Raw genomic sequence first — 18,919 nt, 5'->3', positions numbered from 1 at the left:
ACGGCTCTCTTATGCCTGTCCTGGCAGCACAAACGCGACCGGGGCCGCCGTTCGCACCAGCGCTGGCACGAACGACGGCCCCGGCCGCCGAAGAGCAGGCTCAGCCCGCCCGAAGAACCTCCGAACCCTTCGCACCGAACAGGTCCGGCTCGGCGGGCCGGACCCCGATGTCGCGCATCTGCTCCAGGTACACCTGGTACCGCCGCCGCGCCTCGCCGTGCCGTCCAGCGGCCCGCAGCGCCCGCACCAGCCGCACGTGCGCGCTCTCGTCGTAGCGGTCGAGCTCGAGCATCCGGATCAGGTAGCCGACCTGCAGGTCGGGATCGCGCACCAGCCGCACCAACGCCCGCAGCACGGCCGTGTACCGCGCGCACACCTCCTCGCGCACCTGGACGGCCCACTGCTCATAGGGCTCCTCCGCCAGGAACTCCCCCAGGTACAGCTCGTCGGCGTCGGTCAGCAACGACGCCGCAGCCGGGTCGCCACGCCGGTCGGCCACGAGCGCGGTGCTCGCGGCGTCCAGGAACCCCGCGACGTCGAGGTCCACGAAGGACAGGTCGAGCGACACCGTGTCGCGGTCCGCCACCAGCGGTTCGGCGTCGGCCGGCAGGCCCGGCACCGACAGCACCGCCCGCAACGTCGACAGCAGCACGGACAACCGGTTCGCCGTGCGGTCCGACCGGTCGTCCGGCCACAGCAGCTCCACGAGCTGCGGCCGCGGCACCGCCCGTCCCCGGTTCGCCGCCAGGATCTTGAGCAGGTCGCGCGCCTTCTTCGACTGCCACGACGCGGCCGGCACCGGGACTCCGTCGCGCAGCACCTGGAACCCGCCCAGCGTCCGCACGGCGATCCGCGCCCGGCGGCGAGTTCCCACTCCCAGCACGTCGGCCATCAGGACGTCGGTGCGCACCCCGTGCGCCCGCAGCTCGTTCTCGAACGACGTCGTCTCGGCACCGGTCGAGCGCGCCAGCGCCAGTTCCGCGGTCGCCGCGCCCACCGGGTCGCCCGCCGCCCGCCACACCATCGCGGCCTCGGCCAGCAACGCCGGTCCGTCGGCCGACGTCGCCGCCGCGAGCTGCAGCGCGTCCGCGAGACCCGCCCGGTCTCCGCGCCTGCCCGCGAGCGAGCGGGCCGTCGCCGCGTCCGCCCGCGCCGTCTCCCGATCCCCCGCGAGCACGGCGACCCAGCCGCGGGCGAGCAGCGCGGGCACCTCGCGCACCTGCAGCACCTGGCTCGTGGCCACCGCTTCCTCGGCCAGGGCCCGCGCGGCGCTCACGTCCTCGCCCGCGACGACCCGCGCGAGCGTCGCCCGCACCAGCGGGTCGGCACCGGGCAGTACCAGCGCCTCGTCGAGGAACGCCTGCGCCTGCCCGGGTTCTCCGCGCCTGCGGTGCGCCTCCGCCCTGACCACCAGGTTCCACGGGCACGTGCCGGCGTCGCGCAGGGCGTCGTCGAAGCGCCCGAGCCGCACGGCCGCCACCGCCCGGACGCCGCGGCAGTCCTGCTCGTGGCCGGTGAGCCCGGCCTGCCTGCCGAGGACGAGCAGCTCGTCGACCTCGGCGAGCGCCTGCTCCGGCCCGAACTCGTCCGCGAGGAACCTCGCTCGCTCGCACCGGATCGTGAGCTCCAGCATCCGGCAGCCGGCCCGGCGCGCCCGGTCCGCGGCCCGGCCGTAGTGCATCTCGAACGCCACCCGGTCACCGCCGAAGCCCGCGAGCACCCCGAAAGCCCTGCTGCTCCAGGCGAACGCGGCGTGCCCGCCACACCTCTTCGCCGACTCGGCGCACCGCTCGGCCAGTTCCTCCGCGCGCTCGATGCGCCCGGTCTCCCGGAACCAGCGCACCGCGAGCGACAGCAGCCGCACCTCGTCCAGGGACGCGAGGTCGTCGAACACCGTCCGCTCGAACACCTCGACGGCCTGGCCGGTCTGGCCCGCCAGCGCGTGCAGCTGCCCGCGGCGCCACGACAACCGCACGGTGTGCTCACCCGCCTGCTCGTAGCAGTGCAGCGCGCCGAGCCAGTCCCCCTTGTGCTGCAGGGCGAAACCCCACACCAGGTACAGCCGCGAGTCGTCGATCTCCAGTTGTTCCAGCGCGGCGAGCACCGCGTCCGCGTCGCCTCCGGCCACGATCTGCTCGTCGCGGCGCAGCAGCAACCGCGCGACCAGGTCCCACCTCCGCACGGCGACCAGGTGCGCGAGCGCGTCGGCGTGCGCACCGGTGCGTTCGCAGAACACGGCGGCCTTCAGCCGGATCTCCTCGTCCTCCAAGCCTTCCTGGCGCAGCAGGTCCGCGACGGGTTCGAGCACGCGCCAGTCCGGCCCGGTCACCAGTCCGCGCTGGGCCAGTCCGGCCAGCGTCTCGCGCACGTCGGAGAACCCGAGCGCGACGCAGAGCGCCGTGGACACCCTGCCCAGCAACGCGATCGCCCGCACCAGGCCCTGGTTCCGCTCGGGTTCCGCCGCCAGCGCGGAGGCCGCCATCTCCCCGGTCAGTTCGCCGTGGCACACCGCCGCGGGCCAGCCTCCGGTGCGCGCCAGCACCTCCGTCGCGTCCCCGTCGACGAGCGCGGCGATCTCCTGCTCGGAGAAGGCGAGCTCGCGCGCGCCGACCTCGGCGGCCGGTCCGGGGTCGAACGCGAGCGCGCCGCGCGTCAGCAGCACCAGGCCGAACCGGTCGGGGCTGGTGCGGCACAACGCCTCCAGCAGCCGGGCGCTCTCGCCGCGCACCACGCCCGCGTCATCGACGACCAGCACGAGGGGTTCGTCGAGGTGCACGTCCAGCAGGCCGCAGATCAGGGCGGCGACCGTCTCGGCTCCCTGGGCCGTGGTCGTGATCAACTCGGCGGGCAGGCGCGGTAATCGCTGTCTCAGCGCGCGCAACAGCCCGCGCGACAGGCGTTCCAGCGACACGTCGGCGGCATCGAGCCACGCCGCCCTGCGCGTGGCCGCCCACGCGGCGACCGACGTCGTCTTCCCCCAACCGGGCCCCGCCGACACCACGACCACCTTGTGGGCGGCCGCGGCGTCGAGCGCCGCGGTCAGCGCGGGCCGATCCACCAGCCTTGCGGGTAACGCGGGCTGCAGCATCTTCGTGCACCACTTCCTACCTGTACGACCTGTCGGAAGCAGTGCACCAACGCCGTGCATCCGTGCCGCATCGATGACCGATGCACGGATGTCGTCGCTGGTCAGCTCACTTTCGCGACCTCGCGCACGACCGTCAGCGCGCGGGGTGCCGACCGGCCGCAGGCGCACCGCATGCAGCCCGTGCCGGTGCCGGCCAGATGCGCGCGGGCGTTGTCCGCGTCCACCGCGCCGTCCGGGTAAAGCTCGACGGCCCGTTCCCAGTGCGTGCGCGCCCACTCGTGCTCGCCACGGCGGGCGGCGACGTGGGCGAGTCCCTCGTGCGCCCGTGCCCGCACCATCGGCAGCACGCCCGCCATCGCCAGTTCCTCGGCCTCGCGGAACATCGCCTCGGCCTCGCGCACCCGGCCGGCGGCCAGGCAGGTCTCGCCGAGCCCGTTCAGCGCGTCGCCCTGGGGTTCGCGCAGGTCCATCCGCCGCGCCGAGTCCAGGGCCTCCCGCCCGGCGGTGAACGCGTCCGCGATCCGGCCCTGCCTGCGGTAGGTGACCCCGAGCCAGGCCAACGAGATGCACTCGCCGCGGCTCATGCCGATCTCCCGGCTGAGCCGCACGGCGCGTTCGAGCGCGGTGGCCGCCTCGCCGTCACGGCCGCGCAGCTGGGCGAGCCAGCCGAGGTTGATGAGCACCACGACCTCGCCGCCGGTGTAGCCGGCGCGCTGGTGCATCGCCAGTGCGGCGCGGAACCGGGCGTCGGCCTCGGCGTGGCGGCCGAGGTTGCAGTCGACGAACCCGAGGTCGATGGTCGAGTTGACCTCGGCCCGCTGGTCGCCGACGGACCGCGCGAGCTCGACGGCCTCCGCGAAGCTCCCGGCGGCGTCGGTCAGCATGCCCGCCTGCACCTGTGCGGCGCCGAGGTCGCGCAGACCGCCCACGACCGCGGGCAGGTCGCCCAGCTCGCGGCTGATCGCGATGGCCCGGCCGAGGAAGTCGAGCACCTCGCCGTGGCGGCCCTCCTCCCGCAACGCGAACGCCATGTTCGTCAACGCCATCGACTCCCCGCACCGGTCGCCGAGCGCCTGCGCGGCCTTCAGCGCGTTGCGGGACAACTCCAGCACGCCGGAACGCAGGCCCACTCGGGTCAGGTACGGCATCAGCAGGCACGGCAGCTGCCACGCGTGCACGTGCCAGCCGTGCGCGCTCGCGTACCCGGCCACCGCCACCATGTTCTTGTACTCGGCGCGGAGCTGGCGCACGTCGTCCTCTTCGGACTCGGAGGCGGGCAGCTCCGGTTGCCACGTCAGGTCCGGCTCGAAGCCGCGCCGTCCCGGCAGGGAGCGCCGGCCGCGCACGTCGGCGAGGTGCAGGTAGTAGTCGAACAACCGGTGCCGCGCGGTGTCCAGTTCGGACGGTGTGCCGGCGCGGTCGGCGAGGTCGAGGGCGCAGTCGCGGACGAGGTCGTGCAGGCAGTAGCGGTCGGACCTGCGCTGCATCAGCAGGTTGCACTCGACGAGCTCCTCCAGCACCTCCTGCGCGTCCCACACCGGCACCCCGGCGAGCGCGGCGGCGGCGTACGCGTCGAAGTCGGCACCCGGCACGAGTGACAGCTTCCGGAACAGCTCCTGCCGGTCGGCCGGGAGGTGCTGGTACGACAGGGCGAGCACGCCTGCCACGCTGACGTCGTTCGCGGTGAACGCACGGGCGCGGCGCTGCCGGTCGCGCAACTGCTCGGCGAGGTGCGCGACGCTCCACGGCCGCCGCCGGAAGCGCGAGGCGGCGATCCGGATCGCCAGCGGGAGCCCGCCGCACAGGGAGATCACGTCCGCGACCGCCTCGGGTTCGGCGTCCGCCCGCTCCTGGCCCGCGATCCGGCTGAACAACGCCACCGCGTCGGCTGCGGGCAGCACGTCGAGCGACACCGGGACGGCACCCTCGATCGACATCAGGTGGCACCGGCTCACCACCAGCACGACGGAGCACGACGCGCCGGGCAGCAGCGGCCGGACCTGGCCCGCGTCGGCGGCGTTGTCGAGCACCACCAGCAGGCGGCGGCCGGACGCCTCGGTGAGCCACAGGTCGCGACGTGCGGCCGGGTCCACCGGGATGCGCTCCGGTGGCACACCGATCTGGCGCAGCAGCAGTTCGAGCGCGGCGCCCGCGGCCAGCGGCGCGGTGTCCGCGGTGAAGCCGCGCAGGTCGACGTAGCAGCGCCCGTCGGGGAAGCGGTCCTCCAGCCGGTTCGCCACGTGCACGGCCAGCGCGGTCTTGCCGATGCCGCCCATGCCCTCGATGGTGACGATGGCGGGCCCCCGGTCGCCGACCGCCTCGACCAGTTCGTCCACTTCGGACTCGCGGCCGGTGAAGTCGGGGATGTCGAACGGGAGCGGCGACCGGCGGGGGTCCGCCACCGGGACCGGTCGCGCGCGCAGGAACTCGGCGTGCAGCCCGGTCAGCTCGGGGCCGGGGTCGACACCCAGCTCGTCGGCCAGCACCCGGCGACCCTGCTCGAACACGGTCAGCGCGTCGCCGCGGCGCCCGGCCCGGTCCAGTGCCCGCATCAGCGTGGCGCGCAGCGACTCCCGCAACGGGTGCTCGGCGACCTGGCCCATCAGCTCTCCCAGCAGCGAGGTCACCTCCCCCAGCTCCAGCCGCAGCTCGGCGAGCCGCTCCACGGCCTGCAGCCGCCGCTCCCGCAGCGCCTCGGCCTCCGCGTCGATCGACGGGGACGTGAGCCCGGTCAGCACCGGTCCCCGCCACAGGTCGAGCGCGCTCTGCAGGAACGCCACGGCCTGCGCCGGTTCGCCCCTCCCGGCGAGGACGTCCGCCTCGCGGATCCGGGTGCGGAACAGGTCCGCGTCGAGGCTGCCCTCCGGCAGGTCGAGACGGTAGCCGTGGGTGGTGGTCGTCAGGTGGCCACCGCCCCGCGTGACGACGCGGCGCACCGCGGCCGCCGCGTTGCAGACCTGGCGGCGGGCGGTCTGGGGCGGGTCCTCCCACAGCTCGTCGATGAGCCGGTCGAAGGACACGACGGTGCCGGTGCCGAGCAGCAGGAGCGCGAGCAGCTTGCGCTGCCGCTCCCCGCCGAGCGCGACAGGGCGCCCGGCGGACCGCAGCTCCAGCGGACCCAGAATCCGATAATCCATTCAGCCGCACGCTTTCCGTCTCGGAGTACGCCAGTGTCGGCCGTCGGCGGACATCGGTGGCACCGCGGCGAATACAGGAGATATCACCTTTAAGAGTGGACAAGAGGCGGAAAGATACCCCGGGTTTTCTGTACCGATTCAGCCTCGCATGGAATCACACTGCGGAGCCGCTCGGACACGCCCTGTTACCAGTTGACGAAGTGGACAAACGCTGTCATATTCCCCTCCGCAGTGATGAGGAAGGGAGGTTCCTCATCGCATCCGGGAGGGGATCAAGAAATGAGAACCGCGGGTTTCTTCGGCGCGCTGCTGGCGGCTGCGGCATTGGCCGCGATCACCATTGCCAGTTCTGCTTCGGACACGGCACCTGTCGATTCGGGCAACCAGACGGCACTCATCATCGGGCCGTGCACGACGGGCGAGTGCTGAACCGACCGGGATTTCCGGTCCGATGTCCACCGGAATGGACACCCAGGCCCGTGCCGCGAAAGGCATGGCCTTCACGGGCGCCGCACTCGGCGTGATTCTGCTCGCGACCACCGCCGCCCAGTTGCCCGCCGACGTCGTCGGACCGGGAATCAGCGCCCAGCGGGACGCGTTCCGGCTTTTCTGGCCCGTCGGAATGCAGCTCTTCACCAATGCGGCGGGGCGCGAGTTCACCGTCGTGTACCGCCACGACAAAACCGCCGGCACGTTCGTCCCGATCACCCGGACCGCGGGTGACCGGGACTACCTGGGTGGCCTCGACCGCGGTGCCTACGCAGACCTGGTCCGGCTGCTGGCCCTGGCACGGGGGCTCCCGGCGGACCGCTGGCGGGACTGCGCGGGACCGGCGGTGACCGACTGCGCCGCCGTTGTCTCCACAACCCCGGCAGTGACCTTGACCAGCTATTTCACCGATCCGACCGCGTGCGGGCCGACCGTCTTCGCGGTGGAGAGGCCCAGCCGGGAGGGGACGACCCGGCACGTCGTCCGCGTCGTCCCCGTGGAACTCACGTGCGCACCCCGATAGCCCGCGCGCTCGCGTTCGAACCCCGCACGCGCACCCTCGGCGCCGCTCGGTCGCTGATCGCGATCGCGGAACTGTCCGCACTCGTGTTCACCTCGGACACCGACTTGTTCCCGGCTGTGCCGAATGGACCAATCGGCCCCCGATGTGACGGTCTGCGCGCGCTTTCACTCTGGTGCGCGGACACTTCTCCGGCGGCGCAGACCGTTGTCCGACTGCTCACGATCGCCGCTCTCGTGCTCGCGGCCTCGGGTTACCGGCCGCGCTGGACGTGCATTCCCCAGTGGTACGCGACCTTCAGCCTCGCCGCCGCGATGCACGTGCCCAACGGCGGCGAGAACGTGGCGCGAATCGTCACCCTCTTGTTGATCCCGTTGTGCCTCGCCGACGATCGCGTCTGGCACTGGACACGTCCGGACATGCCATTACCGGCGTGGTGGAGCGGCGCGTCCTGGATCACCCACTGGGCCGTTCGAGTGCAAGTCGTGCTCGTCTACGGCCAGGCGGTCTGGATCAAACTCCGGGAACCGGAATGGCGCGACGGCAGCGCGATGCACCATGTGATGCAGGACGCGTATTTCGGAACCGGTTCGCTGCTCGTGCCGTTCGCGGATTCGGCACTCCTGTCCCCCGCGATCACGTGGGGGACGATCCTGCTCGAATCGGCGATCGTGATTTGCGTGCTCGGGAATTCCCGGTCGCGCCGCGCCGCGCTCGCGTTCGCCGTCGTGCTGCACGGCGGGATCGTGCTGGCGCTCGGCCTGGTGAGCTTCGGCCTGGTGATGATCGGCTTCGTGGCCGCCGCGAGCAGCGGCCGGGCGGAGCAGCCCGTCAGCGCGCCCGTGCCTTAGGGCGACGCGCCGCGGTGTTGCAAGGGGTGGCGACCTGGCTGCCGGAACGCGCGGATCCGTTGTCACCGAGGCGACCTCGACGAGGAGTACCAACGAGGCCGCGCGATGCGGACGGAGGAGACCTACGAGTTGGCCTTCGGGTTGGCCCTGCGCCCGCTGACCGATCCGCCCCGCATGGTCGTCGAAGCCCTGCACGCCAACGACAACGCCGATCGGACTGGCGTGTGGGTGCGACGTCTGTTGCCCGGTCATGCGGAAACCAGACGTTCCCGAATCCTGCTGAGTTCGGAGCACGCCGACGGTAGGCTTTGCTGGGAGCCGAGGTAGCCAGGAGGGGCGGGTGTTCGGTTCGGTCTTGCGTGCTCGGCGTCGGCGTGCCGGTCTCACCCAGGAGGCGCTTGCCGAGCGGTCCGGTCTGGGCGTGCGCACCATCCGAAAGCTCGAGAACGGTCTCATCCGCCATCCCCGCAACGACACCGTGCGGCTGCTGGCGGACGGGCTGAACCTCACGGGCGAGGACCGCGATGTCTTCCTCGAGTCCGCGCTCGCCGACGACGACACCGGCGTGGTGGCGCGGCGGCCGCCGCCGGTCTTCTCCCTGCCGTCGGACACGGCCGACTTCACGGGGATGGACGAGCAGATCGCGGTCATGGAGGCGCGGCTGGCCGAGCGGCAGACGGCCGAGACCGCGGTTCCGGTGGTCGCGCTCGCCGGCGCGGCCGGGATGGGCAAGACGACGGTCGCGGTGCACGTCGCCCACCGCCTGCGCCGGATCTACCCCGACGGTGGCATGTTCATCAACCTCCGCGGGACGCAAGCGAACCCGGTGCCTCCCGACGAGGCGCTCGGGCGGTTGCTGCACGCGCTCAACGAGTCGGCCGCCGCGTCAGCGCGCAGCCTCGACGAGAAGGTCGAGCGGTACCGGCTGACCCTCGCGGCCCGGCGCGTCCTGGTCGTGCTCGACGACGCGGGCGGCCTCGACCAGGTGGCGCCGCTCCTGCCGGGCCACCCCGGCTGCGGGGTGATCATCACCAGCCGTGCGCCGGTCGCCGGTCTGCCAGGGGTGATCACGCTCGACGTCCAGGCGATGAGCGAGTCGCACGCCCTGGGTCTGCTGCGGCACATCATCGGCGACACCCGGCTCAGCCAGGATCCGGCCGCCGCGGAAACCCTCGTGCGGCTGTGCGACCGGGTTCCGCTGGCCGTGCGGATCGCGGGCGCGCGGCTGGCCAACCGTCCACAGTGGCCGGTCGCGACGCTGGTGGGCCGGATGGGTGACGAGCGGCGCAGGTTGGACGAGCTCCGGCTCGGCGAGTTCGGCGTGCGCTCGTCGCTGGCGGTCAGCTACCACGGACTCGACGAGCTGGGTAAACGGGCGTTCCGGCTGCTCGGTTTCCTCGATCCGTCCGACTTCGCGGCGTCGACCGCCGCCGCGCTGCTCGCCGTGCCCGTCGCCGCGGCGGAGGACGTCCTCGACCGGCTCGCCGACGCACGGCTGGTCGAGTACATCTCGAAGACGGGCGGTCGGATCCGGTACCGCATGCACGACCTCGTCCGGATCTACGCCAGGGAGTGCGCCGAGGCGGAGGAGAGCGCCGAGGACCGCACGACGGCCGTGGCGCGCGCGATCACCCAGGCGCTGCGAGCGGTGGAGGCGGTGGCCGAGCACCTGCCGGTGGCCGTGCGCCGCCTGTACCAGCCGGACCTGGACCCGAGCTGGCTCGCGGTCGACGGAGGCTGTGGCCCCGAACTGCTCGACGAGGAACCGATGCTGGTCGCGATGGTCGAGCGGGCGAGCGCGCTCGGACTGGACCGGCTCGCGTGCGCGCTGGCCGAGGCCCTGGTGTTCGCCGTTTTCGGCACCTACAACCGCTTCGACGGCTGGGACCGCACCCACGCCGCGGCCTGCGCCGCCGCGGACGCGGCCGGCAACGACTCGGGACGGGCCGCGCTGGAATGCGGCCTCGGTCAGCTCCGGTACACCGAAGACCGCTTCGCCGAAGCGAAGCACCACTTCCAGCTGGCCATCGAACGCTTCCGCGCGGGCGGGAACCCGCACGGCGAAGCGGTCGCGACCAACGGCATCGGCACGGCCCACCGCGAACTGGGCGAACACGACCTGGCCCTGCTGTACCACGAACGAGCCCGGGAAGCCCTGTCCGCACTGGGCGACTGGCACGGCGTCGCGCACGCGCTCTACGGAATCGGCCACGCACACCGGGAACTGGGCCACGACGAACTGGCAGCACAGCACCTGGAAGAAGCGGCACGCCAGTACCGCCGCATCGGACACCACCGCGGCGAGGCGATCGCGATCCGGGGCATCGGCCTGATCCACCGGGCCCGCGACGAACACGAGCCGGCCGAACAGTTCTGCGCACGAGCACACCGGATCATCGAGACGACCGGCGACCGGCACCTGCGGTGCTACACCTCGCAGGCGCTGGCGAAGGTCTGGATCCGCCGCGGCGCGACCGACCGGGCGAGACCGGTGCTGCTGCACAGCCTGCGCGTGTGCCGAGAACACCAGGACCGCCTCGGCGTAGCGCTCGTGCTCCGCACGATCGGCGAACTGCACCTGGCGGAAGGCGACGCCGAGTCCGCCCTGCACTGGCTGAGCCAGGCCATGACGATCTGGCGTCACCTCCACCTCGTGCTCTGGCAGGCCCGCACCCTCCGGGACATCGGGGCGGCACATGCCGTCGCATCGGACTGCACCCGGGCCCACCCGCACTGGGCGGAGGCCATGACCATCTTCCGCGCCCACCGCACAAGGGAAGCGGGCGAGCTCGACACCTGGCGCCGTTCGTGGGGCTGCCACTGCGATCCGGACGTGCTGGTCGAGCGGTAGAGCGAGCCGGTCGACCCGCTCCACCGCTCAGCAGGAGGTCCCCCCTCGCAGACCTCCGTCCTACCTCACAGCCAGCCGGAGCCGACCGTGTTGCCACAGGGTGCGACCGGTGCCCAGCTGGCCGAGCCGTTCACCGGATCGGTGTGGTGCCACCAATGCAGGACGCCCGCCTGGTCGGCGGCGTAGATCCGGCCGTCCCCGGCCGCGAGAACGGTCTGGTAGTTGCAGGTCCCCTTGACCCAGCCGGACCCGATGCCCGCCCCGCTGCCTCCAGCCCACCCGGCGCCCGATCCGTCATCCGGCGTGAGATACCGGTACCACCGCAGCGATCCGTCGTGTCCGACGGCGTAGAGCACCCCGTTGGACGCGGTGATCGAACGGAACGTGTGCCAGCCCGACCCGATGACCTTGCCGGAGTTCGGTGCCCAGGAACCGCCGGCACCAGGCGTTCCGCGATACCGGTACCAGTGCAGGGCGCCGGTCCAGGAGACGCCGTAGACGACCCCCGCGCCGGCGGAGACGACGAACTTGAAGGAGTTCCACCCGGTGCCGATCAGCGCGCCGCTGGCCCCGGCGAACCCCTGGTCGGTGTCGTAGCGGTACCACTGCATGTCGCCGTTCGTGCGGACACCGAAAAGGGTCCGGTCCGCGGCGACGAGCTTGTCGAAGTTCTGGAACCCGGCGCCCGCGGTGAACGAGGACTCCCAGCTCGGCGTGCCCGAGGACCAGCCGGTGTGCTGGTACCAGCGCAGTGCCCCGTCGTCGGCGACGAGGTTCAACCGGCCCAGCTGGCCGGACACGACGTCGTTGGCGAGCTTCGCGTAGCGGATGGGGGAATAGGAGTTGACCTTGGACTGGGACCAGACGGCCGCCCGGGTCCGGTCGACCGCCCCGGTCTGCTCGTACACCAGCGCGCCGCCGGAGACCCACGCCACGAACAGGGCGGCGTGGTCGTTGTTGGGGTCGCTGTCCGCGATGTGCAGCAGCAGCGCGTCGCCTGGCGCGAGCTGCGACTGGGTGATCGAGACGGTCCGCCCGCCGGAGTGCGCCGGCCGCAGGTTGCCCGTGTCCCAGGCGTTCCCCCGGCCACCCATCCCCCAGACCATGGACAGGTACCCGGAACAGTCCTGCCGGTACGAGCCGTAGCTGTTGTTGTGGCAGGAAGACTGCGAGTACGGCACGAAGTCGCCGTAATAGTTGATCGGGTCGGCACTGGTGTCGACGCGGGCGAGCCACGACCGTGCCCGGCGCAGCACCTCGCTGCGGGACGGCACGAGATCGTTGCCGTTGTCCAGGCACGTCGCCTGGACCCCGACGTCCGGCTCGGCGACTGCGGTGCCCCCACCTCCCAGCAGTCCCGCCGTCACCACCGCGGCGGTGACGATGATCGTGGTCAGTCGTCTCATCATTCCCCCTCCTCGTCTGAGCGGTGCCGACGTTGCGCACCACCCGCACAGGAGCGTCTCGTGCACAGCGGCGGCGTGACAGGTCCAGAACCGGCCGCTGACCGGCACCTTCACGACCCGCGGGAGAACCTGTCCCGGTCGCCGGCGGTCTGCCGCCGCCTGCGTGTCGGTTGTTCGACCCACTGCGCCGAGCTGCACGTCTCGGTAACTTGCGATCACCCGAAGGCTTGAAGGAGCAGCATGTCCACCACCCGGCCCCTCGTCACCGGCCCGGCCACCTGCGTGGCGCGCGTGCCCGCCGGTACCAAGGCGCGCACGGTCATCAACGCTCACCGGAAAGACGACCGCGGCCGGAAGTGTGTGGGCGCGCTCGCGATCATCTGATCGGCAGCGCACCGCGATGCGCAAGGAAATGGCCGGTTTGCGCGTGTATGCCGGAGTCACCTATTCGGTGTTATGTCCGGTTCGCGGGAAAGATTCACCGTTCCACCGATGTATCGGTTACCCATGTCAATTGTCCTCCATCGACTCGGAGAGCCCCCGGCACCGAGTTGTGGATCTTGGTTGTGGCCCCACTGCGCCAGGGCGAGAGCCTGGCGCGCGGCACCTCGGTCCGGCACACCCCGCCCCGAAGGCGCGGCTACGAGTCCGACACGGATCCGATAATCACGACGATGCCCCGCTCGAGCTGTGCTACAGAACGCTCCACCGTTGCGCGACCGAGGTTCCGCGCTCCGCGATTCGGCCGTACCGACTGATCCGTTCGCCACCTGTTGAGACAAGGCGAGGCAGATTCGGATTCACAAAACCAATAGCTTCGAGACGCATCTGGAACACGTTCCTATAGCTGTTCTCAAGAGATGCTGCCAAAGTCGCTGGAAAAATCGGGCATCCATGCTATAAAGCGTCCACCTGGGGGTGTGCCGCAACGGAAAGACCATCGGTGACCGTGCTGGAGGGAACTGGACGATTGGTGTCGACGGACCATGACGACGCACTCGTTGAACTGGTCGGCCTGCTCGCCGAATGCTCGGCGGGAACAGGCAGGCTCGCGCTGGTCAGTGGCGGTTTAGCCAGCGGGAAGACGGAGTTGCTGCAGCGATTCCAGCGGCACGCCGCCGCCTCGGGGGCGTTGTTGCTGACCGCGACGGGCGCGCCTGCCGAGCGCCCCCTCCAGGCAGGTGTCATCGACCAGTTGTTCCACGGCGCCGGACTGCCGCCGGAATTAGCGGACCGCGTCTCCCACCTCATCACGCCGATCGCCGCGACCGTGACCGAACCCGGAACGGACGTACGCAGAACCCAACATTCTTACGTGCGACCCGTGCACGAATTGTGTCAAATCCTTCTTGAATTATCTCGGGAACGCCCGGTCGTGTTGTGCGTGGACGACGTGCAATTCGCCGACAGCTCCTCACTGCAATTCATCCTCTACCTGAGGCGGCGGATGAGGACCGGGCGGGTGGTCGTCGTGCTCGCCGAGTGGCAGCAGCCGCAGCCGACGCTGCCGCTCTTCCACGCCGAACTGACCCGGCGGCCGCACCACCGCATCCGGCTCGCACCGCTGTCGGTGCGCGGGATCGCCGACCTGCTGCGCGACCGGGTGCCCGATCCCGATGCGCTCGCGCCTGCCTGGCACGCCCTGAGCGGCGGGAACCCGATGCTGGTCCGAGCCCTCGTCGAAGACCGGGAGGCAGGGCACGAGACCTGTCCCGACCAGGTCGGTCCCGCGTTCAAGCGCGCGTTGCTGGAGTGTCTGCACCGCTGGGAGGCGGGGCTGCTCGAGGTCGCGCGCGCCATCGCCGTGCTCGGGGAGGAGCGCACGCCGGTCCTGCTCGGCCGGCTGGCCGGCACCACGCCCGAAGCCGTCGAGCAGGCGGTCGACGTGCTCACCGCCGCGGGCCTGCTGGCCGACGGCCGCTTCCGCCATCCCGGTGCGGGGCCGGCGGTCCTCGACAGCACACCCGGCGCCGAACGGGTGCGGTTGCGCGCCCGTGCCGCCGAACTGCTCTACCAGCGCGGCGCGGCGGCGGCCGTGGTGGCCGACCACCTCGTCGCCGCCGACCGGGTCGCGCCGGGCTGGCCGGTCTCCGTGCTGCGCATCGCCGCCGAGGAGGCGCTCATGGGCGACGACGTGGCAGCGGCCGTGCGCTACCTGGAACCCGCGCTGCCCGTGGTCGAGCCGGAGGAGCGGCTGGGCGTCACCAGCGTCCTGGTCCGCGCGCTGTGGCGGGTCAACCCGGCCGCCGCCGTCGTGCACATGGAACCCCTGCACGAGGCGATGTGGGCGGGCCGGCTGCGCGGCCGGGACGCCATGACCGTCGTGCACCACGCGTTGTGGATCGGAGACGAGGCCACGGCCGTACGCGCGCTCGCCGTGCTGCAGGAGAACCCCGGCATGCTGGACGCGCAGAGCGCGGCCGAGCTGCGGATCGTCTGCCAGTGGTTCCACGGCCTCGGCCCGGCGACCGCCGTGGCCACCGACCTGGTGGCCGACGCGGACCCGTGGGTGGCCGCGGCGCAGGCCATCGGCACGTTCTGGACCGCCGAGTTCCACCCCGACGCCATCGCCAGCGCCGAACACGTCCTGCGCAGCTGCCGGCTCGGCGACATGTCGCTGGAGGTCGTGCTCACCGCCCTGCTGGTCCTGTCCCACGGCGGCCACCCCGACCGGGCCGAGCGGTGGTGCGACCGGCTCACCGCCGAGGCCGTGCGCGGTGGCGCGGTGACCTGGCAGGCGGTCCTGGAGGTCCTCCGGGCCGACATCGCCCTGCGGCGCGGGGAGGTGGTGGTGGCCGCCGCCCGCGCGGAGACCGCGCTCGCCCTGCTGCCGCACCAGGGCTGGGGCCTGTCCATCGGCTACCCGCTGGCCGTCCTGCTGGACGCCAACACCGCGCTGGGCCGGCACCGCGTGATCGCCGACGTGATGCGGGTGCGCGTGCCCGACGCCATGTTCGCCACGGCCGCCGGCCTGCGCTACCTGCACGCCCGCGGCACCGGCAACCTCGCCGTCGGGCGGGTGCTGGCCGCCATCAGCGACTTCCAGAACTGCGGCACCCGGATGCGCGAGTGGCGCGTCGACCTGCCGGTGCTCGCGCCGTGGCGCTGCGGCCTCGCCCAGGCCAACCTCACCCTCGGCCGGCCGGAGGCGGCTCGTGAACTGATCAGCGAGCAGATGCTCCTGCCGGCCGGCGACCGCCGCACCCGCGGCGCGGCACTGCGGGTCCTCGCCGCCGCGGGCGAGCTCGCCGAGCGGCCCGCGCTCCTGCGCGAGGCCGTGCGGCACCTGCGGCGGGCGGGCGACCGGGTCGAGCTGGCCCGCGCCCTGTCCGACCTCGGCGAAGCGCTCGACACCCTGGGCGAGCACGCCGAGGCCCGCGAACTGTCCCGGACTGCGGCGGCCGAGACCAAGGCCTCGTACTCCGGTGCCCTGCCCATCCCGATCGACTGGGAAGACGGCGACACCGGTGACGGGCGATCGGTCCTGAGCGACTCCGAGCTGCGCGTGGCCGAGCTCGCCGCGAAGGGCCACACGAACCGCGAGATCAGCGGAATCCTCTACATCACCGTCAGCACGGTCGAACAACACCTCACCAGGGTCTACCGCAAGCTCGGCATGCGCAGCCGGGCGGACCTGCCGCACCGCCTGTCCCAGCGGACCGGCACCGGCCCACGGACCTCCGAAGCCCGAGGGTGACCCGAACTCCACCCGAGTAGAAAGAACCCGCCCATGCCCAACCAGTCCACCTGCCGCGTCTGCGCCGGGACGGTCACCGAGTTCCTCGACCTCGGCGACCAGCCGCTGTCCGACGCGTTCCGCCTGCCCTCCGACACCTCCGCCGAGTTCACCTACCGCCTCGCCGTGGGCGCCTGCGCGGAGTGCGCGATGGTGCAGCTGATGGAAGAGGTGCCCCGGGAGAAGATGTTCCACCAGGACTACCCCTACCTGTCCCAGGGATCGGCGGTGATGCGCGAGCACTTCCACTCCCTGGCCGAGCGGTTCCTGAGCACCGAGCTGGCGGGCGAGGACCCGTTCGTGGTCGAGCTCGGCTGCAACGACGGCACCATGTTGCGCACCGTCGCGGAGGCGGGTGTGCGGCACCTGGGCGTGGAACCGTCCGGCGCGGTCGGCGACCTGGCCGTCGAGGCGGGTGTGCGGGTCCGCAAGGACTTCTTCGAAGAGGCCACCGCACTGTCCATCCGGGACCAGGACGGTCCGGCCGACCTCGTGTACGCCGCGAACACGTTCTGCCACATCCCCTACGTGGACTCGATCCTGCGCGGCGTCGTGGCGCTGCTCAAGCCCGGTGGGGCGTTCGTGTTCGAGGACCCCTACCTCGGCGACATCGTCGAGAAGACCTCGTTCGACCAGATCTACGACGAGCACTTCTTCCTGTTCAGCGCGACCTCCGTGGACGGCATGGCCCGCCGGCACGGTCTGGAGCTGGTCGACGTCGAACGGCTTCCGGTGCACGGCGGCGAGGTGCGCTACACCCTGGCGCTGCCCGGTGCGCGCACGCCCTCCCCCGCCGTCGCCGCCCTGCTCGCCGAGGAGGAGGCGCGCGGCCTGCACGACCGCGCCGTCCTGGACGGGTTCGCGGACCGGGTCCGCACGATCCGCACCGACCTCGTGGCGCTGCTGGAGGACCTGAAGGCGAAGGGAGAGCGGGTCGTCGGCTACGGCGCGACCGCCAAGAGCGCCACCACCGCGAACTTCTGCGGCATCGGACCGGACCTGGTCGAGTTCATCAGCGACACCACGCCCGCCAAGCAGCACAGGCTGGCACCCGGCTCGGGCATCCCGGTGCGCCCGCCGGCCGCCTTCGCCGACCCCTACCCCGCCTACGCGCTGCTGTTCGCCTGGAACCACGCCGCGGAGATCATGGCGAAGGAGCAGGAGTTCCGCGAGGCGGGCGGCAAGTGGATCCTGTACGTGCCCGAAGTCCACGTGGTGTGAGCGTGCCGGGAGAACTGTCCGGCGCGCTCGTCGCGGTGCTCGGCGGATCGGGGTTCGTGGGTTCCGCGGTGTCCGCGCGGCTGGCGGCGCGGGGCGCGCGGGTGCGGGTGGTGGCGCGCAATCCCGGCGTGCCACCGTTCCCGGCCGAGGTCGTCGCGGCCGACCTCACCGAGCCCGGCGCGGTGGCCGCCGCGGTCGCGGGCGCGGACGTGGTGCTCCCGCTGGTGCTGTTCACCGGTGGCGGCACCTGGCGGGTCGCCGGCGGCGGGGCGGCCGACGCCGCCAGGGTCAACGTCGGCATCGTCGCCGAGGCGGTGGGCGCGGCGCGGGGCCCCGTCGTGTTCGCCGGCTCCACCTCGCAGGTGGGGCCGGGCGCGCCGGAGCGGATCGACGGCACCGAGACCGACCACCCCGAGTCGGAGTACGACCGGCAGAAGTGCGCCGCCGAACGGCTCGTGCTCGACGCGGGTGGCTGCTCCTTGAGGCTGCCCACCGTCTTCGGCCCCTCCACCGGCTCGCCGGACCGGGGCGTGGTGACCGCGATGGCGCGGCGTGCGCTCGCCGGGGAGCCCCTGACCGTGTGGGGGGCCGGGGACGTGCGGCGCGACCTGGTGTTCGTCGAGGACGTCGCCGAGGCGTTCGCGGCGGCCGTGGCGCACGCAGATCGGCTGGCCGGACGGGCGTGGCTCGTCGGCTCGGGCACCGGGATCGCGGTGCGCGCGTTGTTCGAGCTCGTCGCCGCCACCGCCGCGGACCTGACCGGTCGTCCGGCCGTGCCGGTGCGGTCGGTGCCGCCCCCGCCGTATGCCACCGCGTCGGACTTCCGCAGCCTCGTGGCCGACCCGGCCGGCCTCACCCTGGCCACCGGGTGGCGGGCCCGGATTCCCCTGACCGAGGCCGTGCCGAGGACCGTCACCCACCTCGCCCAGTCCTCTGTGGACAGAAGGTGACCGGGCACCCCTAACTGCGGTTAGGGGTCCCCTAAGCTGGTTGACCGCGCGGTTCGGGCCTCTGCACGCTGATCACCGTCCTGAGACGGAGGTCGTCGATGAAAGCCCGCGCACTCTCTGTCGGCGGAGCCTGGGAGTTCGAGCCCGAGGTGTTCCCGGACGACCGCGGCCTGTTCGTCTCGCCGTTTCAGCACGAGGTGTTCGCCGAGGCGGTCGGGGCGCCGCTGTTCGCCGTGGCCCAGGCCAGCGCCAGCGTGTCCCGCCGCGGCGTCGCCCGCGGTGTGCACTACGCCCGCACGGCACCGGGTTGCGCGAAGTACGTGACCTGTTCCCGCGGGCGCGTGCTGGACATCGTGGTGGACCTGCGGGTCGGCTCGCCGACGTTCGGCGAGTGGGACTCCGTCGAGCTGACGGGTGACGGCTTCCGCGCCGTCTACCTCCCGCCCGGGCTCGGTCACGCCTTCCTCGCCCTGGAAGACCATTCCACCGTGCACTACCTGCTGTCTCGCGGCTACGACCCCGCGGACGAGCTGGCCGTGTCCATTGTGGACCCGGAGCTGGCGCTGCCCGTGCCCGCCGACGCCGTGCTGTCCGAACGCGACCGCACGGCACCGGGCCTGGCCCTGGCACGCAGCACCGGGCTGCTGCCGGTACACGCCGCCTGAGCAGA

General features: G+C 72.2%; 12 protein-coding genes. 9 read left to right on the top strand and 3 right to left on the bottom strand.

The window, feature by feature from the left end; genetic code table 11:
* Window positions 1-100: 100 nt before the first annotated feature.
* Entirely contained in the window at window positions 101-3,088 is a 2,988-nt protein-coding gene (locus tag ND450_RS07145) for a BTAD domain-containing putative transcriptional regulator (RefSeq protein WP_253325364.1), read from the bottom strand.
* A 101-nt stretch (window positions 3,089-3,189) separates the two neighbouring features.
* Window positions 3,190-6,225 carry a BTAD domain-containing putative transcriptional regulator gene (locus tag ND450_RS07140; RefSeq protein WP_253325363.1) on the bottom strand — a complete coding sequence of 1,012 codons (3,036 nt, stop codon included), beginning with the start codon at window positions 6,223-6,225 and terminating at the stop codon, window positions 3,190-3,192.
* Between the two features lie 279 nt (window positions 6,226-6,504).
* Here ND450_RS07140 and ND450_RS07135 point away from each other — a divergent pair, with 279 nt between their 5' ends.
* The 4 genes from ND450_RS07135 to ND450_RS07120 all read left to right on the top strand — a co-directional run bounded on the left by ND450_RS07135 (window position 6,505) and on the right by ND450_RS07120 (window position 10,936).
* Entirely contained in the window at window positions 6,505-6,654 is a 150-nt protein-coding gene (locus tag ND450_RS07135; RefSeq protein WP_253325362.1) for a hypothetical protein, read from the top strand.
* 22 nt (window positions 6,655-6,676) lie between these two features.
* Window positions 6,677-7,237 (top strand): hypothetical protein, encoded by a 561-nt coding sequence (locus ND450_RS07130; RefSeq protein WP_253325361.1) that lies wholly within the window; start codon window positions 6,677-6,679, stop codon window positions 7,235-7,237.
* A complete protein-coding gene (locus tag ND450_RS07125; protein WP_371927675.1) occupies window positions 7,135-8,085 on the top strand; it encodes a sporulation-delaying protein SdpB family protein in 951 nt (316 codons plus the stop codon). Before ND450_RS07130 ends, ND450_RS07125 begins: the two co-directional genes overlap by 103 nt.
* Window positions 8,086-8,425: 340 nt before the next feature.
* Window positions 8,426-10,936 (top strand): tetratricopeptide repeat protein, encoded by a 2,511-nt coding sequence (locus tag ND450_RS07120; RefSeq protein ID WP_253325359.1) that lies wholly within the window; start codon window positions 8,426-8,428, stop codon window positions 10,934-10,936.
* 65 nt (window positions 10,937-11,001) lie between these two features.
* Here ND450_RS07120 and ND450_RS07115 read toward each other — a convergent pair whose 3' ends face one another.
* The gene (locus ND450_RS07115) at window positions 11,002-12,345 is read right to left on the bottom strand and encodes a tachylectin-related carbohydrate-binding protein (RefSeq protein WP_253325358.1); all 1,344 of its coding nucleotides are present in this window, start codon (window positions 12,343-12,345) and stop codon (window positions 11,002-11,004) included.
* Window positions 12,346-12,582: 237 nt separating this feature from the next.
* Here ND450_RS07115 and ND450_RS07110 point away from each other — a divergent pair, with 237 nt between their 5' ends.
* From ND450_RS07110 to ND450_RS07090, 5 genes are all read left to right on the top strand, one after another.
* Entirely contained in the window at window positions 12,583-12,726 is a 144-nt protein-coding gene (locus ND450_RS07110) for a hypothetical protein (RefSeq protein WP_253325357.1), read from the top strand.
* 559 nt (window positions 12,727-13,285) lie between these two features.
* Window positions 13,286-16,039 carry an AAA family ATPase gene (locus ND450_RS07105; protein WP_371927674.1) on the top strand — a complete coding sequence of 918 codons (2,754 nt, stop codon included), beginning with the start codon at window positions 13,286-13,288 and terminating at the stop codon, window positions 16,037-16,039.
* A gap of 33 nt (window positions 16,040-16,072) precedes the next feature.
* Window positions 16,073-17,299, top strand: coding sequence for a class I SAM-dependent methyltransferase (locus ND450_RS07100; RefSeq protein ID WP_253325356.1), 1,227 nt, complete (start codon window positions 16,073-16,075; stop codon window positions 17,297-17,299).
* Window positions 17,300-17,301: 2 nt separating this feature from the next.
* The gene (locus ND450_RS07095) at window positions 17,302-18,249 is read left to right on the top strand and encodes an NAD(P)-dependent oxidoreductase (RefSeq protein ID WP_253325355.1); all 948 of its coding nucleotides are present in this window, start codon (window positions 17,302-17,304) and stop codon (window positions 18,247-18,249) included.
* 98 nt (window positions 18,250-18,347) lie between these two features.
* The gene (locus ND450_RS07090) at window positions 18,348-18,914 is read left to right on the top strand and encodes a dTDP-4-dehydrorhamnose 3,5-epimerase family protein (RefSeq protein ID WP_253325354.1); all 567 of its coding nucleotides are present in this window, start codon (window positions 18,348-18,350) and stop codon (window positions 18,912-18,914) included.
* Window positions 18,915-18,919 lie beyond the last annotated feature (5 nt).

Origin of the sequence: Lentzea sp. HUAS12, from assembly GCF_024125735.1 — a bacterium.
Taxonomy (GTDB): Bacteria; Actinomycetota; Actinomycetes; order Mycobacteriales; family Pseudonocardiaceae; genus Lentzea; species Lentzea albida.
The sequence above is the reverse complement of the archived record's forward strand: the minus strand, read 5'-3'. Positions and strand labels throughout refer to the sequence as shown.

Excerpts from the sequence above, each read along its gene's own strand:
- ND450_RS07145 (WP_253325364.1), bottom strand. The coding sequence starts at position 3,088 with ATGCTGCAGCCCGCGTTACCCGCAAGGCTGGTGGATCGGCCCGCGCTG.
- ND450_RS07140 (WP_253325363.1), bottom strand. The coding sequence starts at position 6,225 with ATGGATTATCGGATTCTGGGTCCGCTGGAGCTGCGGTCCGCCGGGCGC.
- ND450_RS07135 (WP_253325362.1), top strand. The coding sequence starts at position 6,505 with ATGAGAACCGCGGGTTTCTTCGGCGCGCTGCTGGCGGCTGCGGCATTG.
- ND450_RS07130 (WP_253325361.1), top strand. The coding sequence starts at position 6,677 with ATGTCCACCGGAATGGACACCCAGGCCCGTGCCGCGAAAGGCATGGCC.
- ND450_RS07115 (WP_253325358.1), bottom strand. The coding sequence starts at position 12,345 with ATGATGAGACGACTGACCACGATCATCGTCACCGCCGCGGTGGTGACG.
- ND450_RS07110 (WP_253325357.1), top strand. The coding sequence starts at position 12,583 with ATGTCCACCACCCGGCCCCTCGTCACCGGCCCGGCCACCTGCGTGGCG.
- ND450_RS07100 (WP_253325356.1), top strand. The coding sequence starts at position 16,073 with ATGCCCAACCAGTCCACCTGCCGCGTCTGCGCCGGGACGGTCACCGAG.
- ND450_RS07090 (WP_253325354.1), top strand. The coding sequence starts at position 18,348 with ATGAAAGCCCGCGCACTCTCTGTCGGCGGAGCCTGGGAGTTCGAGCCC.